The organism is Lutibacter profundi, assembly GCF_001543325.1.
GTDB lineage: Bacteria > Bacteroidota > Bacteroidia > Flavobacteriales > Flavobacteriaceae > Lutibacter > Lutibacter profundi.
The window spans coordinates 2,874,841-2,892,354 of record NZ_CP013355.1 but is presented as its reverse complement, the minus strand read 5'-3'; the positions used below and the strand labels follow the sequence as shown (position 1 = coordinate 2,892,354).

Annotated in this window: 14 protein-coding genes; 5 read left to right on the top strand and 9 right to left on the bottom strand. The window is 28.8% G+C overall.

Annotated elements, in window-relative coordinates:
* Window positions 1-8: 8 nt before the first annotated feature.
* Window positions 9-1,154: an N-acetylmuramoyl-L-alanine amidase family protein gene (locus Lupro_RS12710; RefSeq protein ID WP_082703919.1), complete on the bottom strand. Its 1,146-nt coding sequence runs from the start codon at window positions 1,152-1,154 to the stop codon at window positions 9-11.
* 195 nt (window positions 1,155-1,349) lie between these two features.
* On the opposite strand from Lupro_RS12710, the gene Lupro_RS12705 reads away from it, so the two are divergent.
* The 3 genes from Lupro_RS12705 (at window position 1,350) to Lupro_RS12700 (ending at window position 4,385) form a co-directional block, all read left to right on the top strand.
* On the top strand, window positions 1,350-3,347 hold the full coding sequence (locus Lupro_RS12705; protein WP_227807450.1) for a putative LPS assembly protein LptD: 1,998 nt from the start codon (window positions 1,350-1,352) through the stop codon (window positions 3,345-3,347).
* Window positions 3,348-3,466: 119 nt separating this feature from the next.
* On the top strand, window positions 3,467-3,979 hold the full coding sequence (locus Lupro_RS13775) for a hypothetical protein (protein WP_227807449.1): 513 nt from the start codon (window positions 3,467-3,469) through the stop codon (window positions 3,977-3,979).
* A 25-nt stretch (window positions 3,980-4,004) separates the two neighbouring features.
* Window positions 4,005-4,385 carry a RidA family protein gene (locus Lupro_RS12700; protein WP_068211066.1) on the top strand — a complete coding sequence of 127 codons (381 nt, stop codon included), beginning with the start codon at window positions 4,005-4,007 and terminating at the stop codon, window positions 4,383-4,385.
* A 5-nt stretch (window positions 4,386-4,390) separates the two neighbouring features.
* Here Lupro_RS12700 and Lupro_RS12695 read toward each other — a convergent pair whose 3' ends face one another.
* The 5 genes from Lupro_RS12695 to Lupro_RS12675 form a co-directional block, all read right to left on the bottom strand.
* Window positions 4,391-4,753 (bottom strand): methylglyoxal synthase, encoded by a 363-nt coding sequence (locus Lupro_RS12695; RefSeq protein WP_068211063.1) that lies wholly within the window; start codon window positions 4,751-4,753, stop codon window positions 4,391-4,393.
* 50 nt (window positions 4,754-4,803) lie between these two features.
* Window positions 4,804-5,796 (bottom strand): type I glyceraldehyde-3-phosphate dehydrogenase, encoded by a 993-nt coding sequence (gap, locus tag Lupro_RS12690; protein ID WP_068211060.1) that lies wholly within the window; start codon window positions 5,794-5,796, stop codon window positions 4,804-4,806.
* 27 nt (window positions 5,797-5,823) lie between these two features.
* Complete coding sequence (gene pfkA, locus Lupro_RS12685) at window positions 5,824-6,810, bottom strand: 6-phosphofructokinase (protein WP_068211057.1); 987 nt, start codon at window positions 6,808-6,810, stop codon at window positions 5,824-5,826.
* A gap of 76 nt (window positions 6,811-6,886) precedes the next feature.
* On the bottom strand, window positions 6,887-7,789 hold the full coding sequence (locus Lupro_RS12680; protein ID WP_068211054.1) for a nucleotidyltransferase family protein: 903 nt from the start codon (window positions 7,787-7,789) through the stop codon (window positions 6,887-6,889).
* Window positions 7,782-12,200, bottom strand: coding sequence for a translocation/assembly module TamB domain-containing protein (locus tag Lupro_RS12675; protein ID WP_068211051.1), 4,419 nt, complete (start codon window positions 12,198-12,200; stop codon window positions 7,782-7,784). Before Lupro_RS12675 ends, Lupro_RS12680 begins: the two co-directional genes overlap by 8 nt.
* Before the next feature lie 108 nt (window positions 12,201-12,308).
* On the opposite strand from Lupro_RS12675, the gene tsaD reads away from it, so the two are divergent.
* Window positions 12,309-13,343, top strand: a complete 1,035-nt coding sequence (gene tsaD, locus Lupro_RS12670; protein ID WP_068211048.1) for a tRNA (adenosine(37)-N6)-threonylcarbamoyltransferase complex transferase subunit TsaD — start codon at window positions 12,309-12,311, stop codon at window positions 13,341-13,343.
* A 2-nt stretch (window positions 13,344-13,345) separates the two neighbouring features.
* Window positions 13,346-14,551, top strand: a complete 1,206-nt coding sequence (locus Lupro_RS12665; RefSeq protein WP_068211045.1) for an OprO/OprP family phosphate-selective porin — start codon at window positions 13,346-13,348, stop codon at window positions 14,549-14,551.
* Window positions 14,552-14,669: 118 nt separating this feature from the next.
* On the opposite strand, the gene nhaB is transcribed toward Lupro_RS12665, so the two are convergent.
* From nhaB to Lupro_RS12650, 3 genes are read right to left on the bottom strand one after another with little or no spacing between them, the layout of a single operon-like run.
* The gene (gene nhaB / locus Lupro_RS12660) at window positions 14,670-16,139 is read right to left on the bottom strand and encodes a sodium/proton antiporter NhaB (RefSeq protein WP_068211042.1); all 1,470 of its coding nucleotides are present in this window, start codon (window positions 16,137-16,139) and stop codon (window positions 14,670-14,672) included.
* A 15-nt stretch (window positions 16,140-16,154) separates the two neighbouring features.
* Window positions 16,155-16,847 (bottom strand): DUF2490 domain-containing protein, encoded by a 693-nt coding sequence (locus Lupro_RS12655; protein ID WP_068211040.1) that lies wholly within the window; start codon window positions 16,845-16,847, stop codon window positions 16,155-16,157.
* Window positions 16,844-17,461, bottom strand: coding sequence for a carbonic anhydrase family protein (locus tag Lupro_RS12650; protein ID WP_068211037.1), 618 nt, complete (start codon window positions 17,459-17,461; stop codon window positions 16,844-16,846). The genes Lupro_RS12655 and Lupro_RS12650 overlap by 4 nt, the downstream gene beginning before the upstream one ends.
* Window positions 17,462-17,514: the final 53 nt, after the last annotated feature.

Genomic DNA, 17,514 nt, shown 5'->3' with positions numbered 1-17,514 from the left:
CAAACAGGCTACGATTTTTTTAAAATATTGCTCACTGGTATTTTTTTACCATTTTTAAATGCTACTATAAAAGCGGATGTAAAACCTTTAGATTTTGCCAACTTTTGTAACTCCTTAATTTTAGAATAACTTTGTGTTAACCCTAAATAATATTTATATGTATTTCCTACCTTAACACGTTTTATATTTTTTAACCCTTTAAAGTTATAGGCTTTTGTTTCTAACTTACGTGAGCCTGATGCTATTTGAACTTTAAACTCTACATTTTCAAAATTATTTGCAATCTCTTTTTTAATTATTTTTTCTTTTGTTTTTTTTAGTTTATCAGTATTAACAATCTCATTTTTAATCGTATTTAAATTTAACTGTTGAATATATTTTAAAATATTTTTATAGATTTCATTAGAAAATTTTTGTTGACCTTTTTTAGAATTTAAAAAGGGACCCTCAATTTTATTTGTTATAAAACCTGTTTCTATTAAAACACTAGGCATATATGTTTGATGTAAAACTACAAACCCTGCTTGTTTAACACCTCTATTTTTTCTCTTTAAATCTGCAGTTAAACCTTTTTGGATAATACTTGCCAACTGTATGCTTTGATCTAAATATTCTTCCTGCATCAATGTTAATCCAATAACAGATTCAGGAGAGTTTGGATCAAATCCTTTATAGTTTTTTTGATAATTATCTTCTAGTAAGATTACTGCATTTTCAGCTTTTGCAACTTCAAAATTTTGTTTATTTGCATGAGTACCCAACACCCAAGTTTCAGCTCCATACGCTTGTGAATTATGAGCGTTACAATGAATAGACACAAACAAATCTGCATCTGCTTTATTTGCAATACGCCCTCTTTCCCACAAATCAACAAATACATCTGTTTTTCGTGTATAAATCACTTTAATTCCTTTTTCTTTTTCTAATAACTTTCCTATTTGTAATACTATTTTAAGGGCAATTTCTTTTTCCTTACTTTTTTTATAGCCTACTTTTCCTGGATCTTTCCCTCCATGCCCAGCATCTAACACTACAATAAAATCCTTTTCTTGAGCAAAAGCTGAATTAGTAATAAAAAAAAAGGCACTAAAAAATACGAAAATAAAAATGAATTTCGTTGTTATATTAATTTTAGAAAAGAGTTGTGAGTTCATCAATTATTTTAATTATTTTTGGCGTTTGTTATTTGTGTGTTTCAAATATTAAGCCATACATTTACAAACAATCAATTATGTGGTTGATTAATTAATAAGCTAATTTAAAAAAACTTATGCTATCAGCCCAATTTATAAGGTTTTTTTATAAAAATTTTCATTATTAAAACATATCATAAAAATATACATTTTACTTTGTTTTTGATACTGGCTGTTGGCTTTGTCAACGCTGCCCTATATTCTCAAGAAATTAAAAAAATATCTTCTGAAAATTTCCCAGTAAAATTTACAGATACTCTTAAAATTCCCATAAAAGATTCTGCAACAGACTCTTTGGGAACGAAAAGTAAAGATTCAATAATAAAACCCATTGAACTTCTTGAGAGCATTGTAATTCACAGTGCAGATAGCCTAATTAAACAAGATATTAAAAAAAATAAAATTATTTTATTCAATAATGCACATATTCATTATAAAGATATTGATTTAACCGCTGGATATATTGAAATAAATAACAATACGAACATTGTTTGGGCAAAAGGGATTAAAGATAGTATTGGAGAATACTCTCAACTACCTGTTTTTAAACAAGGCGCTGAAGAATCAGCACAAGACTCCATAGCTTTTAACTTTAAAACTGAAAGGGCTAAGATTTGGGGACTAAAAACGGAGCAAGACGGAGTTATAATAAAAGGTGAAACCACTAAAAAAGAAAATGATTCAACAATTTATGTTCAAAATATAAAGTTTACAACTTCTAAAAAAGACAATCCAGATTATTACATAACAACCAAGAAAGCTAAAATTGTACCCAATAAAAAAATAATAATAGGTTTAAGTAATCTAGTAATAACTGACGTTCCTACCCCTTTATTTTTACCATTTGCATATATCCCCTTAACAAAAGGAAGTGTTTCTGGTTTTATTATGCCTACTTGGGGTGATACAGCTCAACAAGGGTACTTTTTACAAAATGGAGGTTATTATTTTGCAATAAACGATTATGTTGATTTGGCAGTTTTAGGAGATGTTTATACCAATGGAAGCTGGGGTTTAAGAACAGAATCTAATTATTCTGTTAGATATAAATATAGTGGTAATTTTAGTTTTAAATACGAAAATTTAATAAACAGTATTAAAGGTTTTGACGATTATTCTAAAACTACCAATTACAATGTTAGATGGAGCCATAGCCAAGATACAAAAGCAAGTCCAAATTCAAGATTTTCTGCTTCAGTAAATTTAGGTAGCAGTACTTATTATAGACAATCTTTAAACGAATACAACAGCAATGCGTTTTTAAATAATACATTAAGCTCTTCCATTTCATACTACAAAAAATTCATAGGAACACCTTTTAATATTTCACTATCAGTAACACATGCGCAAAACACCAATACCCAAAGTATTACCATGTCTTTACCTTCCTTGCAACTTAATATGGATAGAATATATCCTTTTGCTTCAAAATCTGGTTCTAAAAAAAATGCCTTGCAAAAATTGGGTGTAACTTATACTTTAAGAGGAGATAACAAAATTGACACAACTGATGATTTTTTCTTAAAAAAAGAAATGTTTGAAACTGCAAAATCTGGTTTACAGCACAATGCTACATTTAGCACCAATATGAAAGTTTTAAAATACTTCACCCTTTCTCCAAATGCAAATTATAAAGAAGTTTGGTATTTTGATAGAATACATAAAACATATAACGCTGAAGAAAATATTGTTGTAACAGATACTCTAAATAAATTTAGTTCTTACAGAGAATATGCTACTGGTGTGTCTTTATCTACAACTATTTATGGTATGCTTAAATTTAAAAAAGGACGGTTACAAGCCATTAGACATGTGATGAGACCAAATATATCATATAGTTATCGCCCAGATTTTAGTTCGTTTAATGAAGAAGTTCAACAAAGCGAAGATCCAAATGATGTTGTTGAATATTCTCCTTTTAGCAACGGAATTTACGGTGGGCCTGGTGCAGGGCTCTCAAACAGTTTGAATTTTGCCTTAAACAATACTTTTGAAGCAAAAGTAATGTCCAAAGATTCAACCAAAACTGAAGCAAAAAAAATAACATTAATTAATAATCTTAATTTTTCAACTAGTTATAATATGGCTGCTGACTCACTAAAGTGGAACCCAGTTAGAATGAATGCTGGTACAGATCTTTTTAATAAAAATTAAAATTAAATTTAAATGCTACTTTAGATCCTTATGCAATTACAAGTAATGGAACTAAAATAAACACTTTTAATATAAATAATGGCGGTAGTTTATTTAGATTAACAAATGCCGCATTAACTATGAATTATTCTTTTTCTAGCAGTAAATCTAGTAAACAAGAAAGTGAAAAAGAAAAGAATGCAAAAGCAAATAATTCAGATGGTATTTTTGGTGAAAACCTGAATAATAGTAATAATTTGGGATCTCAGTCTGATACTAATAACAAAAAGGTTAAGTCTGCAAAATTATATCAAGCTACATTTCCTTGGAAATTAAATCTTGCATATTCTTTAAACTACTCAAACTCTAATAGACAAAAAGAAATTTCATCCAATTCACTAATGTTCTCAGGTGATATTGAATTGACACCCAAATGGAAAGTTGGGTTCTCTTCAGGGTATGACATAAAAAGTAAAGGTTTTAGTTACACTCAATTACGTTTTTCTAGAGATTTAGATAGTTGGAAGTTAAATTTTAATTGGGTACCTTTTGGAACTAGACAAACTTATTATTTCTTTATTGGTGTTAAATCATCTATGTTAAGTGATTTAAAATATGATAAGAGACAAGTTCCTGACCGAAGGTTGTTCTAGTTTAACAATTTTTAATTTATATAAAATGAAAAAAATAATTAACACAAAAAATGCTCCAGCCCCAATTGGGCCTTACAATCAAGCCGTTTTAACAGGTAATACACTGTATACTTCAGGTCAAATTGCTTTAAACCCTTCCACTGGTGAATTGGTAAAATCATCTATTGAAGAGGAAACCAAACAAGTATTAGAAAATATGAAAGCTGTTTTAACTGAAGCTGGTATGACTTTTGAAAATGTTGTTAAAACTTCCATTTTTGTAAAAAACATGAATGATTTTTCAAAAATTAATACTATTTATGGTAAGTATTTTAATGCAGATACTGCACCTGCACGTGAAACAGTAGAAGTTGGAAATTTACCATTGTTTGTGAATGTTGAAATTTCAATGATTGCTATAAAGTAATTTTACTAGACAGATTTCATTAATAACTCTGCAGTTGCCGGGTTTGTAGCCAATGGTACATTATGCACATCACATAAGCGCATTAGCATTGCTATATCTGGTTCATGAGGGTGTTTATCTAAAGGATCTCTAAAAAAGAAAACCATGTTGGTTTTTCCTTCTGCAACACGAGCTGCAATTTGAGCATCGCCTCCATAAGGTCCAGACAATAATTTACGGACTTTAAAACCTGCCTTTTCGGCATTTTTACCTGTGGTTCCTGTGGCAATCAAATGTATTTTCTTAGCTGATAGAACAGCCTTAAAATCCATTAAAAATTGAATCATTTCGGCTTTTTTACCATCGTGTGCTATAATTGCTATTTCCATAGATTAAAGGTATAAAAAATCATGCATAAAGTAGAACTAACTATATTAATTTAAAGTGAAGCTGCATGTTCTATTAAATCAACTATTTTAGTTGCATATCCAAATTCATTATCATACCAAGATATAATTTTATAAAAATTAGGATTTAATTCTAAACCTGCTTCAGCATCAAAAACTGAAGTTCTTGTTTCTGAAACAAAATCTTGTGAAACAACTTCATCTTCAGTATACCCAATAATTCCTTTAAATTCATTTTCAGAAGCTTTTTTCATAACCTCTTTAATTTCTTCATAAGAAGTTGGTTTTTCTAAACGTACTGTTAAATCTATTAATGATACATCTGCTGTTGGAACTCTAACTGCCATCGCCAATAATTTACCTTGTAACTCAGGCATAATTTTAGTAACCGCTTTTGCTGCACCAGTTGTAGTTGGTATAATATTATTAATTGCAGATCTACCTCTTCTCCATTTTTTTAAGGGTCCGTCAACCGTTTTTTGACTAGATGTAGCAGCATGAACAGTGGTTACCAATCCTTCAATAATTCCAAATTTTTCATTTAAAACTTTAGCTATAGGAGCCAAACAATTTGTGGTACATGATGCATTTGAAAAAATAAGGTCATCTTTTGAAAGGTTCTTATTGTTAACCCCCATCACAAACATTGGAGCGTCTTTTGAAGGTGCAGAAATTACTACTTTTTTAGCTCCTCCTTTAATATGTAACGCTGCTTTTGCTTTTTCGGTGAAAAATCCTGTTGATTCAATAACAAACTCGGCATTCACTTTATTCCATTGTATATTTTCAGGATTTCTTTCTGAAGTAACTCTAATAGGTTTTCCATTTACTACAAGTGCCCCTTCCTTTATTTCAATTGTACCATTAAAACGTCCATGCACTGAATCATATTTTAGTAAATAAGCTAAATGTTCTATTTCAAGTAAATCATTGATGGCAACTATCTGAACATTTTCTCTATTAATTGCAGATCTAAACGCTAAACGTCCTATTCTACCAAATCCGTTTATTCCTATTTTAATCATATTATATATTCTAATCTATTGGAAATATTATATTGACATTATATCACTAACTCTTAATAATTCTCTATTTATTGCATGATGGCCTTTTACAGCATTTTCCAAGTTGGTAGTTTGAACTTTATTATTTATTAAACCAACCATTAAATTCGTTTTCCCATCTAACAACAGTTCAACGGCGCTTACGCCTAATCTACTTGCCAAAACACGGTCAAAACAACTTGGAGAACCTCCTCGCTGCATATGACCTAAAACAGATACCCTAACTTCGTATTGTTTCAGGTTTTTTTCAACGTAATCGGCTAGTTCAAAAACATTTTTACCTATTTTATCTCCTTCAGCAACAACAACAATACTTGATGATTTACCAGAGCGTTTACTACGTTTTAAGGATTCTAATAAACGATCTAACCCCATATCTTCCTCAGGAATTAAAATTTCTTCAGCACCTGCTCCAACACCTGCGTTTAAAGCTATAAAACCGGCATCTCTTCCCATAACTTCAACAAAAAACAATCTGTTATGTGAACTTGCAGTATCTCTTATTTTATCTATAACTTCAACAACTGTATTGAGTGCTGTATCAAAGCCAATGGTATAGTTTGTTCCAAAAATATCGTTATCAATGGTTCCAGGAATTCCAATGCAAGGAAAATTATATTCATTATTAAACACCATTCCTCCTGTAAAAGTTCCATCTCCTCCAATTAACACTAAGGCATCAATTTCAGCATTTTTAAGGTGCTTATATGCTTTCGCTCTTCCTTCTTTCGTTCTAAACTCATTAGATCTTGCAGTTTTTAAAATAGTACCTCCTCTATTAATAATATTACTTACATGGCGAGCTGATAGATTTTTAAAATCACCATCTATTAAACCTTGGTAACCTCTATAAATTCCAACGCAATCTACATTGTAATACGAACAGGCTCTAACTACTGCTCTAATAGCTGCATTCATCCCTGGCGCATCACCTCCTGAGGTCATTACCCCTATTTTTTTTATTTTTTTTCCCATAATCGAAAGGCAAAATTATAACTTAATTTTGAATGAAAATTAACTTTTAATTGAAATTTATTTTATTTATTACTTATTACCATAAATTTATAGGATAAAACCCTTTGTCTTTTAATTTTTGAATTTCAAAAGTAACATGCTCTTTATCCTGTTTATAGGTAACCCCAAACCAACGAGCATTAGATTTTAGAACCTCCATTGTAGCTATATTATTTACAATAACGTAATTTACTACTAATGGAATAAAAAACTCTGCTTTTGGCTCTTTATAATTTTTTCCTAAAAATTCTTCAAATAAATTTTCTGAAATTTCAAAATATTTTGGCGTAAACCCAAAAAAGTTCATGGATACAATAGTATCTTCAGATATTGGAGTATAATTACCATCCTCATCCTTAAATTTAAGAACTCCATTTATTTTTTCAATATGTGTACGTTCTGTAATACCTGTTAAATAACCTTTTTCATCTACTTTACATTCTCCTCTAGAAACAGAGCCATAATTAGAAATTGTATTTTTTAATATATAGCCCATCATATTAAAATTGTATGAATCTTTATCCATTTTTTTTAATGATTTCGCCATAACTTCAAAAGCTTCTTTACCGTAAAAATCATCGGCATTAATTACCGCAAAATTTTCTTTTATTACATTTTTAGCCATTAATAGTGCATGACCCGTACCCCAAGGTTTTTCTCTGTTATTATCTTTAAACCTATCTGGGATATTGTCTATCTCTTGATAAACATATACTACTTCAATCTTTCCTTCTAGTTTTTTATTAAAGAATGCTTTAAAATCTTTTTCTATACTTTTTCTAATAATAAATACTACTTTTCCAAAACCTGCCTGAATTGCATCATAAATTGAAAAGTCTAAAATAGTATCTCCTTGTGGGGTAAATGTATCTAATTGTTTTAACCCTCCATAACGACTACCTATTCCCGCAGCTAAAATTACCAATGTTGGTTTATCCATTTTTATGTTTATTTTTAATTTTAAAGTTTAATAATTGACTTTTAACTTTGAGAGTATCAATTATTTTTATTTTACTAATTGAATCTGATTTTTTCTTTTTTAAACGTAATTTTTCCAATAATTCATTTGCACTATCAAAATCTATTTGGTAAGTCATCCCTACACCTTGTGTATATCCTTCTTCTTCTTCTGTATATTGAATTTCATTTTGCCTGTTAAACACAGAAGAACGTAAGGTTCCTTCTTCATTCATTAAAAATTCAATATTAACTTCACCCACTACATTTGATTGTTTTTTTGAACCAATTGGAACACCTACTTTTCCGTTAATTATAATTCGATCATTTACCTGAAAGTCGAGAGCTATAGCTAATTGATCATCAATATTTAAATTGTCAATTTTATTTTTTTCTCCAACAGTATATACAGGCTTTAGTTTAAAACGACTATCTCCTTGATTAAAAATATTGTCAAAAGCATTTGAAAGCAAATCAAATCCTGTACCATACAACGCTGCATTACTGTTTACACTTATATCGTTTTCATTATAAAAACTACCTGATACAAGTAGTGCCATAAAGTGAATCGTTTTTATATTTTTATCATTATTATTTAATTTAAATGCCAACTCTGAAGCTACTGTTGAGCTAGAGTTAGGAATTTCAATATCAAACTCTCGCTGGGAATTAAATAATTCACCTGAAAAACGAGTAACTAAATCAATTGGAATTTTCCGATTAGTAGTAATGTTTTCTAATAAAGATTTTGGATTTGCAGATACTCTATAAACAGCTTCTATATTAATATCAGCTGTATATGGATCTCCGCTCCAAGAGATTGCACCTCCTTTTTTTACCTTAAATGGTTTATTTATAAACCCCCCATATTTAAAATTATAGACTCCATTATCTACAACAAAATCTCCGTACATATCAAATTTATCTTTGGTATCTAATTCTAACTGTAAATTCCCTGTACCGCTTCCTTTTAAATAACTTCCTGTTGCCTTATCTAGCACCATTTCAACAACGGCATCTTTTGTAACTTCTATATTGAAATTTAATGTTAATCCTTTTAATTTTTCTGAGAGAAATGCTTTTCTTTTCTCTTCATTATCTTCTTGTTTATTTTTATTAATGAAACGAATCAATTGAGAGCTTTCAACCGTTTTAACATCGCTAATTGGTATTACAAAATGTGTTCCTTTTTCTGTTTTTCCAACAACATCAATTACTAGTTTATCTGTTGGTCCTTTTATTGTTGCCTCTCCACTTATAAATCCAGTTCCATAATAAATGGAATTTTCTTTTTCAACTGTATTTAGTAGTAATAGATTATTTGTGATTAATTTTAGATCTAAGTTCCAATTTTCAAAATTTCGATGTTTTAAAACTCCAGTTAATGTCCCTTTTGTATTGTAAACTTTATCTTTTATGGTTATATCTTCAAAAATAAATTCTTGCCCTTTTAACCCAATAATACTTGTTCCTTCAAAATTATAGTTAACGTTAATGTATGGAAACGACAAACCTGCTTCATCTAAATACAAATCGCCTTCCATTGTTGGGTTATTTAATAGCCCTGTTAAATGTGCATTACCATATACAAACCCTCTAATATCACTTATTACACCTTCCCCTAAAGGGCTAAAAGCATCTAATTTAAATTCATTAAAATCTACAATTACATCTATTTTAGGTTTTTTTGGTCTAAAATCAATACTGCCATTTGCATTCAAATTAATATTGTTATCTCGTTTTAATGAAATATCAAGTGTGTATTCTTTTAATGAATTTTTTCCTTCAATATTAATTTTTAAATCTCCTTGTTTTGAATTGTTTATATCAAAATTTGATATTAGCAAATTTGCTGATGGCTGTATCTGTTTTTGTAATTGATTGTAATTTAATGTGCCATTTATGGTTCCTTTTAAATTTAAACTGTCAATGTTTGGGGTAATATTCGCTAATTCTACATTCTTAAAATTAAATTTTAACTGTTTTGAAATAGTGTCATTTATTTCACCAAAAAAAATAATTTGTTGTTGTTTAGAAGTTATTAAAAATGGATTAATTTTATATGTATTGGATTTATTTTCATAAACTATTTTATTTTCAAAATTATTTGCAGGATTTATCACCCATTTGTTATTTTTAAAAGTTAAATCCGATTTTTGAACTCCAAAAACAGATTTGTTTTCTTTGTTAAATGTATGATAAAATGCTAAATTATAATCTTCTGTATTGTTAATACCTCCTTTAAATTGAGTTCTAAAATACAATGTATCATTCAGTGTTTTATTCACTAAATGCAACTTCGCAATATCATAGTATTTTGTGTTAATTTTAGTTACTTGAAGTTGCGTATTAAAAAATGGGTTTTTATTATCTATTTGTAAATTTAAATTTTTAATAACGGTTGTATAAGCTTCAATTTTAGGTGATTTAATGGTTAGTTTAAATAAATTATCATCAGAATTTACTTCACCTTTGATTAATGTATTTGTAGAAAGTGTTATTTCAGGGTCAAAAACTTCTACAATTTTATTATAAATTTTAAATCTGAAATCTAAAAACTGACCTGCACTTACCTTAAACGGTTTGTAGTTTGAATAAATGCTCCCCAACGAGTTTTGAGCTAATTTACCCAATTCATTAAATTTAAAAATTCCTTTTATATTTCCATTTATTATTTCTGAAGAGTTTACTGTAATTGTTCTTATCGTATCTTTAAATGAAGAAGTAATATTAAAATCTTTAAAAAAATAATTTCCTTTTTGATTGGTATACAGTGAATTTTTAAAATTTATGGTTCCTACCAAATCATCAAATGAATTCCCTTTTACATTTATATCAATATCTCCTTTTATATTTGAAATACTATCACGTTTAAAAAGATTAAGTTTATTAAGGTCACAATAATCAACGAGTGTCTTAAAATTAAAAGTGTAAATATCTGAAGAAAAATTAGCTAAACCATTAAAATTAAGCTTAATATTTTTATCATTCACTTCCATTTCTCCATTAAAATGTTTGTTTTTTACAACTCCATTAATGCTAATATTACTATATGTATAATTTTTATATTGATGTTTGGACACCTTTCCTTTTACTGACGTATTTATCTTTTCTAAGGTAAACCCTTCTCCATCAACATCAGCTTCCATAGAAAGTTGACCAATTAAAGGATCATCTAAAATTTTCCCCAATTCAAAATCAATAATTTTAATATGCCCAAAATATGAGGCCTCATCAATATTATCAATATTTGTTAATTTTAAATCTGATATTGTTGTACCAATATCAGTATTCATTGTTATTTGAACATTGATTAAATTTGGTGTTAAATATGTTTCACCGCTTATGGTAAATCTACCTAATTTTTTAAATGATGAGGGTAATGTTTTCCCTAAAATATTTGGCAATAGCGTTTTTAAATGATAATAATCAGATGTTAAATTTGTTAAATTTGCGTTTAATGAAAATCCATTCTCTTGATTAAATGAATTTTTAAAATTTAAGGTTCCTCTAATTATTGCTTGTTTATCTGTTGTTAATTTAAGATTTTTAGTTGTAAAGTTATTTAAGGTTCCTGTAATTTTTGTTGTAAAGTGTAACACATCATTTGTTCCTATTTCATTGTAAAAATTTTTTAAATCTCTTATTGAAACCGTTGCCTTTTTAACATTTGCCTCTATTTTAACTTTATTATTAAAATCAGAAAAGTCTTCTCTCTTATACGTAAAAATTATATCTGTTAAAATTGAAGAGACTTCAGTTGTTAACAGCGTATTTATAAAATTCATATGTGTTTTAGTATAGGTAAAATCACTCGATAAACTTTTAATCTCTATGCCATGATTTTCAACAAAACTTAAATTTTCAATAATGGTATACACATTAGGCCCTTGTATTTTAAAGTTTTTAGTGCCTCCACTAATATTTTTAAAAAATAAAGGCTTCTCTGTAAATTTATTATAGTCAATAACTTCAACATAGCCATCTTCTAATTTCAAATTGGTTGCTGTTAGCAAAAAACCTGAAGGTTTATCTGTCTTAACTCCATCATCAAATTTATCAATAAATACGGTTAAAGCATCATCCTTTTCTCCTTTGTACGTATTTATATTTAAAATAAAACCATTTAATGAAATCTGTCCGAAATCTAATTTACTATTCACCATATTGCGATAACTAAAAATAGAAGTTTCTAAATTTTTAACATAGATTAGTGTATCTGCATGATGATTTTTTATTAAAATATCTTTAAGTTGAACATTGCCTAAAAAGGAGAAATCAATTTTATCAACATTAATGGTCACGTCAAACTCTTTTTGCAGGTAACTTGTAGCTGTTTTACCTAACTTGGTTTGTACTGCAGTTATAGATAATAACATGCTTACTACAGCCATTAAAAGGAGCAGTATCAGTAAAATTCTAACAACTATTTTTTTAATTCGTTTGATATGCCTTAAATTTGCGTTTTTTATGGCAATTTTCATGCCTTTATTTGTTATTAAATGATTAAAAATAAATCAATTTATATTCTTGGTATTGAATCTTCTTGTGATGATACAAGTGCTGCTGTAATATGCAACGGAAAAATACTTTCAAATGTTGTTGCAACTCAAGAAATTCACGCTAAATATGGCGGTGTTGTTCCTGAATTGGCATCTCGTGCGCATCAACAAAATATTGTACCTGTAATTCAACAAGCAATTCAACAGGCAAATATCGACAAAAAAGACTTAAATGCCATAGCTTTTACACGCGGACCTGGATTAATGGGTTCATTATTGGTTGGAAGTTCATTTGCCAAATCAATTTCTTTAGCTTTAAACATACCTTTAATTGCTATTAACCATATGCAAGGACATGTTTTAGCTCATTTTATTGATGATGAGAAACAACAAAAACCACCGTTTCCTTTTTTGTGTTTAACCATAAGTGGCGGACATACCCAAATTGTAAAAATTTCTAGTTATTTTAATATGGAAATTCTTGGAGAAACATTAGATGATGCTGTTGGTGAGGCTTTTGATAAATCGGCTAAAATTCTTGGGTTACCTTACCCGGGAGGCCCTTTAATAGATAAACATGCAAAAACAGGAAACCCTAAAGCTTTTAAGTTTACCAAACCTAAAGTTGATGCATTGAATTTTAGTTTTAGCGGGCTTAAAACAGCTATTCTTTATTTTATTCAGAAAAAAACTAAAGAAAATCCACATTTCATTAAAGAAAATTTAGATGATATTTGTGCATCTATACAGTATACCATTGTAGAAATTTTATTTGATAAACTAAAAAAGGCCGTTAATGAAACAGGAATTAAACATGTTGCTATTGCTGGAGGTGTTAGTGCAAATTCTGAAATAAGATTAGTTTTAAAATCTTACGAAGAAAAATTAGGATGGACTACTTATATCCCAAAATTTGAATATACAACTGATAATGCTGGTATGATAGCCATTGTAGGTTATCTTAAATACTTAGAAAATACTTTTTTAAATCAAAAAACTATTACTACTGCAAGATTAAAAGTAACTGAAAATTAATAATGAAAAAACTTCTTTTTTTAGGAATTATTTTCTTAATTAATTTCACTTTTATTTGGGCACAAGAAACTAAAAAATTTAAATTATTTTGGAATAAAGGTTATCATTTAGAAAGTAATGACGGTAATTTTAAAATGAAATTTGGAGGAATAATTCAACAACATTGGTCTTATTCTTCACAAAATGAAGTAATTGATAACTTATTTGGAAAACCAAATAACGGTTCTAAATTTAGAAGAATTAGACTTTACAATTCTGGTTCTATCTTTAATTTTATTAGTTATAATTTACAACTTGAATTTGCAGAAGGGCCAACTACTGTTAAAGATATTCACATTTCAATTCATAAATTACCTATTGTAGGAAAATTTACAATTGGATATTTTAAAGAGCCATTTGGACTAGATCAATACAATAGCAGTAACGATATGTCGTTTATTGAACGTGCTTCAAATATTGATATAACACCTGGTAGAAATAATGGTTTTATGTTTTCGAATACTGCTTTTAATGAAAATGCGACTTGGGCTATTGGTACTTTTAGAGATACCAATAATTTTGGACTTACAAGTTTTGGAAATAAGTACAACTTTACCGGAAGAATTACAGCATTACCAATTTCTAACAAAGAAAAAAATAAATTTCTACACGTTGGATTAGCATATAGTTATAGAACTCCCAATGAAAGTAAGTACAGCATAAAATCTAGACCAGAAGCTTATTTACTTACCAGCTATATCAATACAGGAATCATAAATCAAGTTGACAATGTTCAATTAACAGGAATAGAAGTTGCATTAATGCTCAACTATTTCTCTCTTCAGTCTGAGTATATCCATTCTAGAGTCAATAGAAAAGATTTATTAGAAAATTATAATTTTTTTGGATACTATATTGAACTAAGTTATTTTATTACAGGAGAACATAAAAATTATTCGAAAAAAGTAGGGTATTTTAAAAGGGTTTCTCCAAAATCTAATTTCAATGCAACAGGAAAAGGAATTGGAGCTGTAGAGTTTGTTACGAGATTTTCTTCTGCAGATTATGCTGATAAATCTATTGAAGGAGGAGTTTTAAACGACATAACAGTTGGTATTAACTGGCATTTAAATCCAGTAACAAAATTTAGTATTGACTATACCTCTGCTAAATTAAAAGCTGTTGGTAATAGCACTATTTTTCAAATGAAATTTCAGGTTGCTTTTTAAATTAATAAACCTCATAAACTTTTGATCATACATCATTATCAAATATAAAAGTATAACTTATTAAAGATGATTATTTTAATAAGTTATACTTTTCTTTATAACAATACCACTGCCTAATCTACAGTAAATACATAACACATAATAAACCAACACCTCCTAAAACAATTGCATATGGGAAAGCCATTTTTACCATTCTTCCATAAGATAAATTAATTAAAGGAGCTAATGCTGAAGTAAGCAAAAATAAAAATGCTGCCTGTCCATTTGGTGTTGCAACACTTGGTAAATTTGTGCCTGTATTAATTGCAATGGCCAATTTTTCGTATTGTAATCTCGATAATTCTCCTGCATTAAATGAGGCTTGAATTTCATTTATATAAACGGTAGCAACAAAAACATTATCACTAATTGCTGATAGTAATCCGTTTGCAATATAGAACATCATTGGTTGTGTTGATGGTTCCATAGATAGTGCCCATTCAATAATTGGTTTAAACAAGTGTTGGTCATGAATCATTGCCACAATTACAAAAAAGACAACCAATAATGCTGTAAAAGGTAACGCCTCTTCAAATGCAGGCCCTATATGATGCTCATCTGTTACCCCCATGAATGCCGTTTGAAAAATAATTAAAGCCAAACCTATAAACCCTACTGGAGCCAAATGTAAAGCTAAACCAATTATAAGTAGTACCATAGCAATGGCTTGAACTACAAGTCTGTGTTTCTCTCTTTCAGTACGATTTTCATCTTCTATAATTGTGTAATTTTCAATTATTTGTCTAGCAACATCTGGTAATTTTGCACCAAAACCAAATAGTTTAAATTTTTCAAGAATAATTGTTGTCAACAACCCTGCAAAAAAAACAGGGATTGTTATTACATCCATTTGTTTAAAGAACTCAATAAAATCCCAGCCCATTTTTTCTCCAATTAGTAGATTTTGAGGTTCTCCTACCAAAGTCATTACACCACCTAGTGCTGTACCTACCACACCATGCATTATTAAACTTCTTAAAAAACCACGAAACTGTTCTAATGTTTCTCCACTTAATTGTTTTCTATCTAATGTACCGTCGTCATTTAAATCAAGGTCACTTGAATGAATTTTGTGATATACACCGTAAAACCCAACACCAACACTAATTAAAACTGCAGTTACAGTTAACGCATCTAAAAACGCTGAAAGAGCAGCGGAAAGAATTACAAATAACAGTGATAAAGCTAACTTTGATTTTACTTTTGTAAAAACCTTACTAAAAATAAACATTAATAAGGGTTTCATAAAATAAATAGCGGCTACCATAAACATTAATAGCAATATAACTTCAAGGTTTTGTGCTACTTCATGATAGGCATTTTTTGCTGTTGTTAGATTTAAAAATAAAATTTGTATTGCTAATAAACCTCCTGAAACTAGTGGATAGCATTTTAGAGCCATAGCTAGTGTGAAAATAAATTCAGCAATAAAAATCCAAGCTGTTATTGTTGACCCTAAAGTGAAATAGAAAATTACATTAAAAATTAAAAAACTAATTATTGTGTATTTATACCATATAGGGCTATTCCCTAAAAAGTTTTTAAGCATTCTTTTATTTTGAAATTAATTATTTTTGTTTGTCAAATCTGTATTAAAAACTAGAGCAAATTGTAAATACCATTTCCCTATATTATTTACTTGCTGATGCATCATACCTACCTGCATACTTGTTGTTTTATTGTATTGATATCCTAAGGCTCCATACAACCTATTTCTATCAAAAAAAGTTTCTTTTGTATTGATAAAAATTTCATCATACAAGCCTAAAAAAACACTTCCTTTTTCAATTTTAGGTTTATTTAGTGGTACAAATAACATTAAACGGTATCGTAAACGATTTTTATAATCATGATTAACCCATCGTTGTTCAATTCTGTATCTATGTTCAAATTTTACTCTACCAATTTTATTGGTTAAAATAAATTGTTGCCAAATACGGTGCTCCTCTGTTTCAGGTGATTTTTGTTCAGATTCATAAATATAAGAAGGTATATATGCATAACCAGCTGTTACAGTAGCTCTATCAGAAAAATGGTAATTTAATCCTGTTCTTAATAATAATTGCTCTGTATTATTTGGAGTTATTGTATAATTTCTATATTGTATTTCTGTATGAATACTATATTTATCACTAATTTTATTTGTCCCAAAATACATAAGCCAATTACCCACCTCTTCTTGCTGAGCAAGAAGAGAAAAGGGTAAAATAAGTAGTATTAATGAAATTCTTTTAATTGAATTTACAACTATATTCATGATTCAAAAAAGTCTACTTTACCATTTGATACATCATAAATAGCTCCAACAATTTCAATTTCATTATTTTCTTCCATTTCTAACAGTATTGGACTTTCTTCTCTAATTCTATCAATTGAAATTTTCACATTGACTAAAGCTACTTCCTCTATTGCTTCTTCATCAAATTCTCCTCTTTCAACTTTTATTATATCAACGGCTGGCTTTATTTTGTGTAATAAGGGCGTAATATTTCCTAATTTAACATTTTGACAAGCAGCAGTTACAGCACCACATTTGGTATGTCCCATAACTACAACTATTTTAGAACCTGCAACTTTACACGCATATTCCATAGAGCCTAGTATATCCTCATTAATAATATTCCCAGCAACTCTTGCACTAAAAATATCACCTATTCCTTGATCAAAAACCAGTTCAGCTGGAACCCTTGAATCAATACAACTTAGTATTACAGCAAAAGGGTATTGGCCTTTACTTGTTTCAAATACTTGGTCTTGTAAATTTCTTTGTGCTTTTAAATTTTGTACAAATCTATGATTACCCTCAACTAAAATTTTGTGTGCATCTTTAGGTGTAAGATTATCTTGTGTTATTTTTGTTTGTGTTCTCATAATTATTCTTTTTAATTATTTTATGCCTTATTTGGCAAGTATTATATTTTACT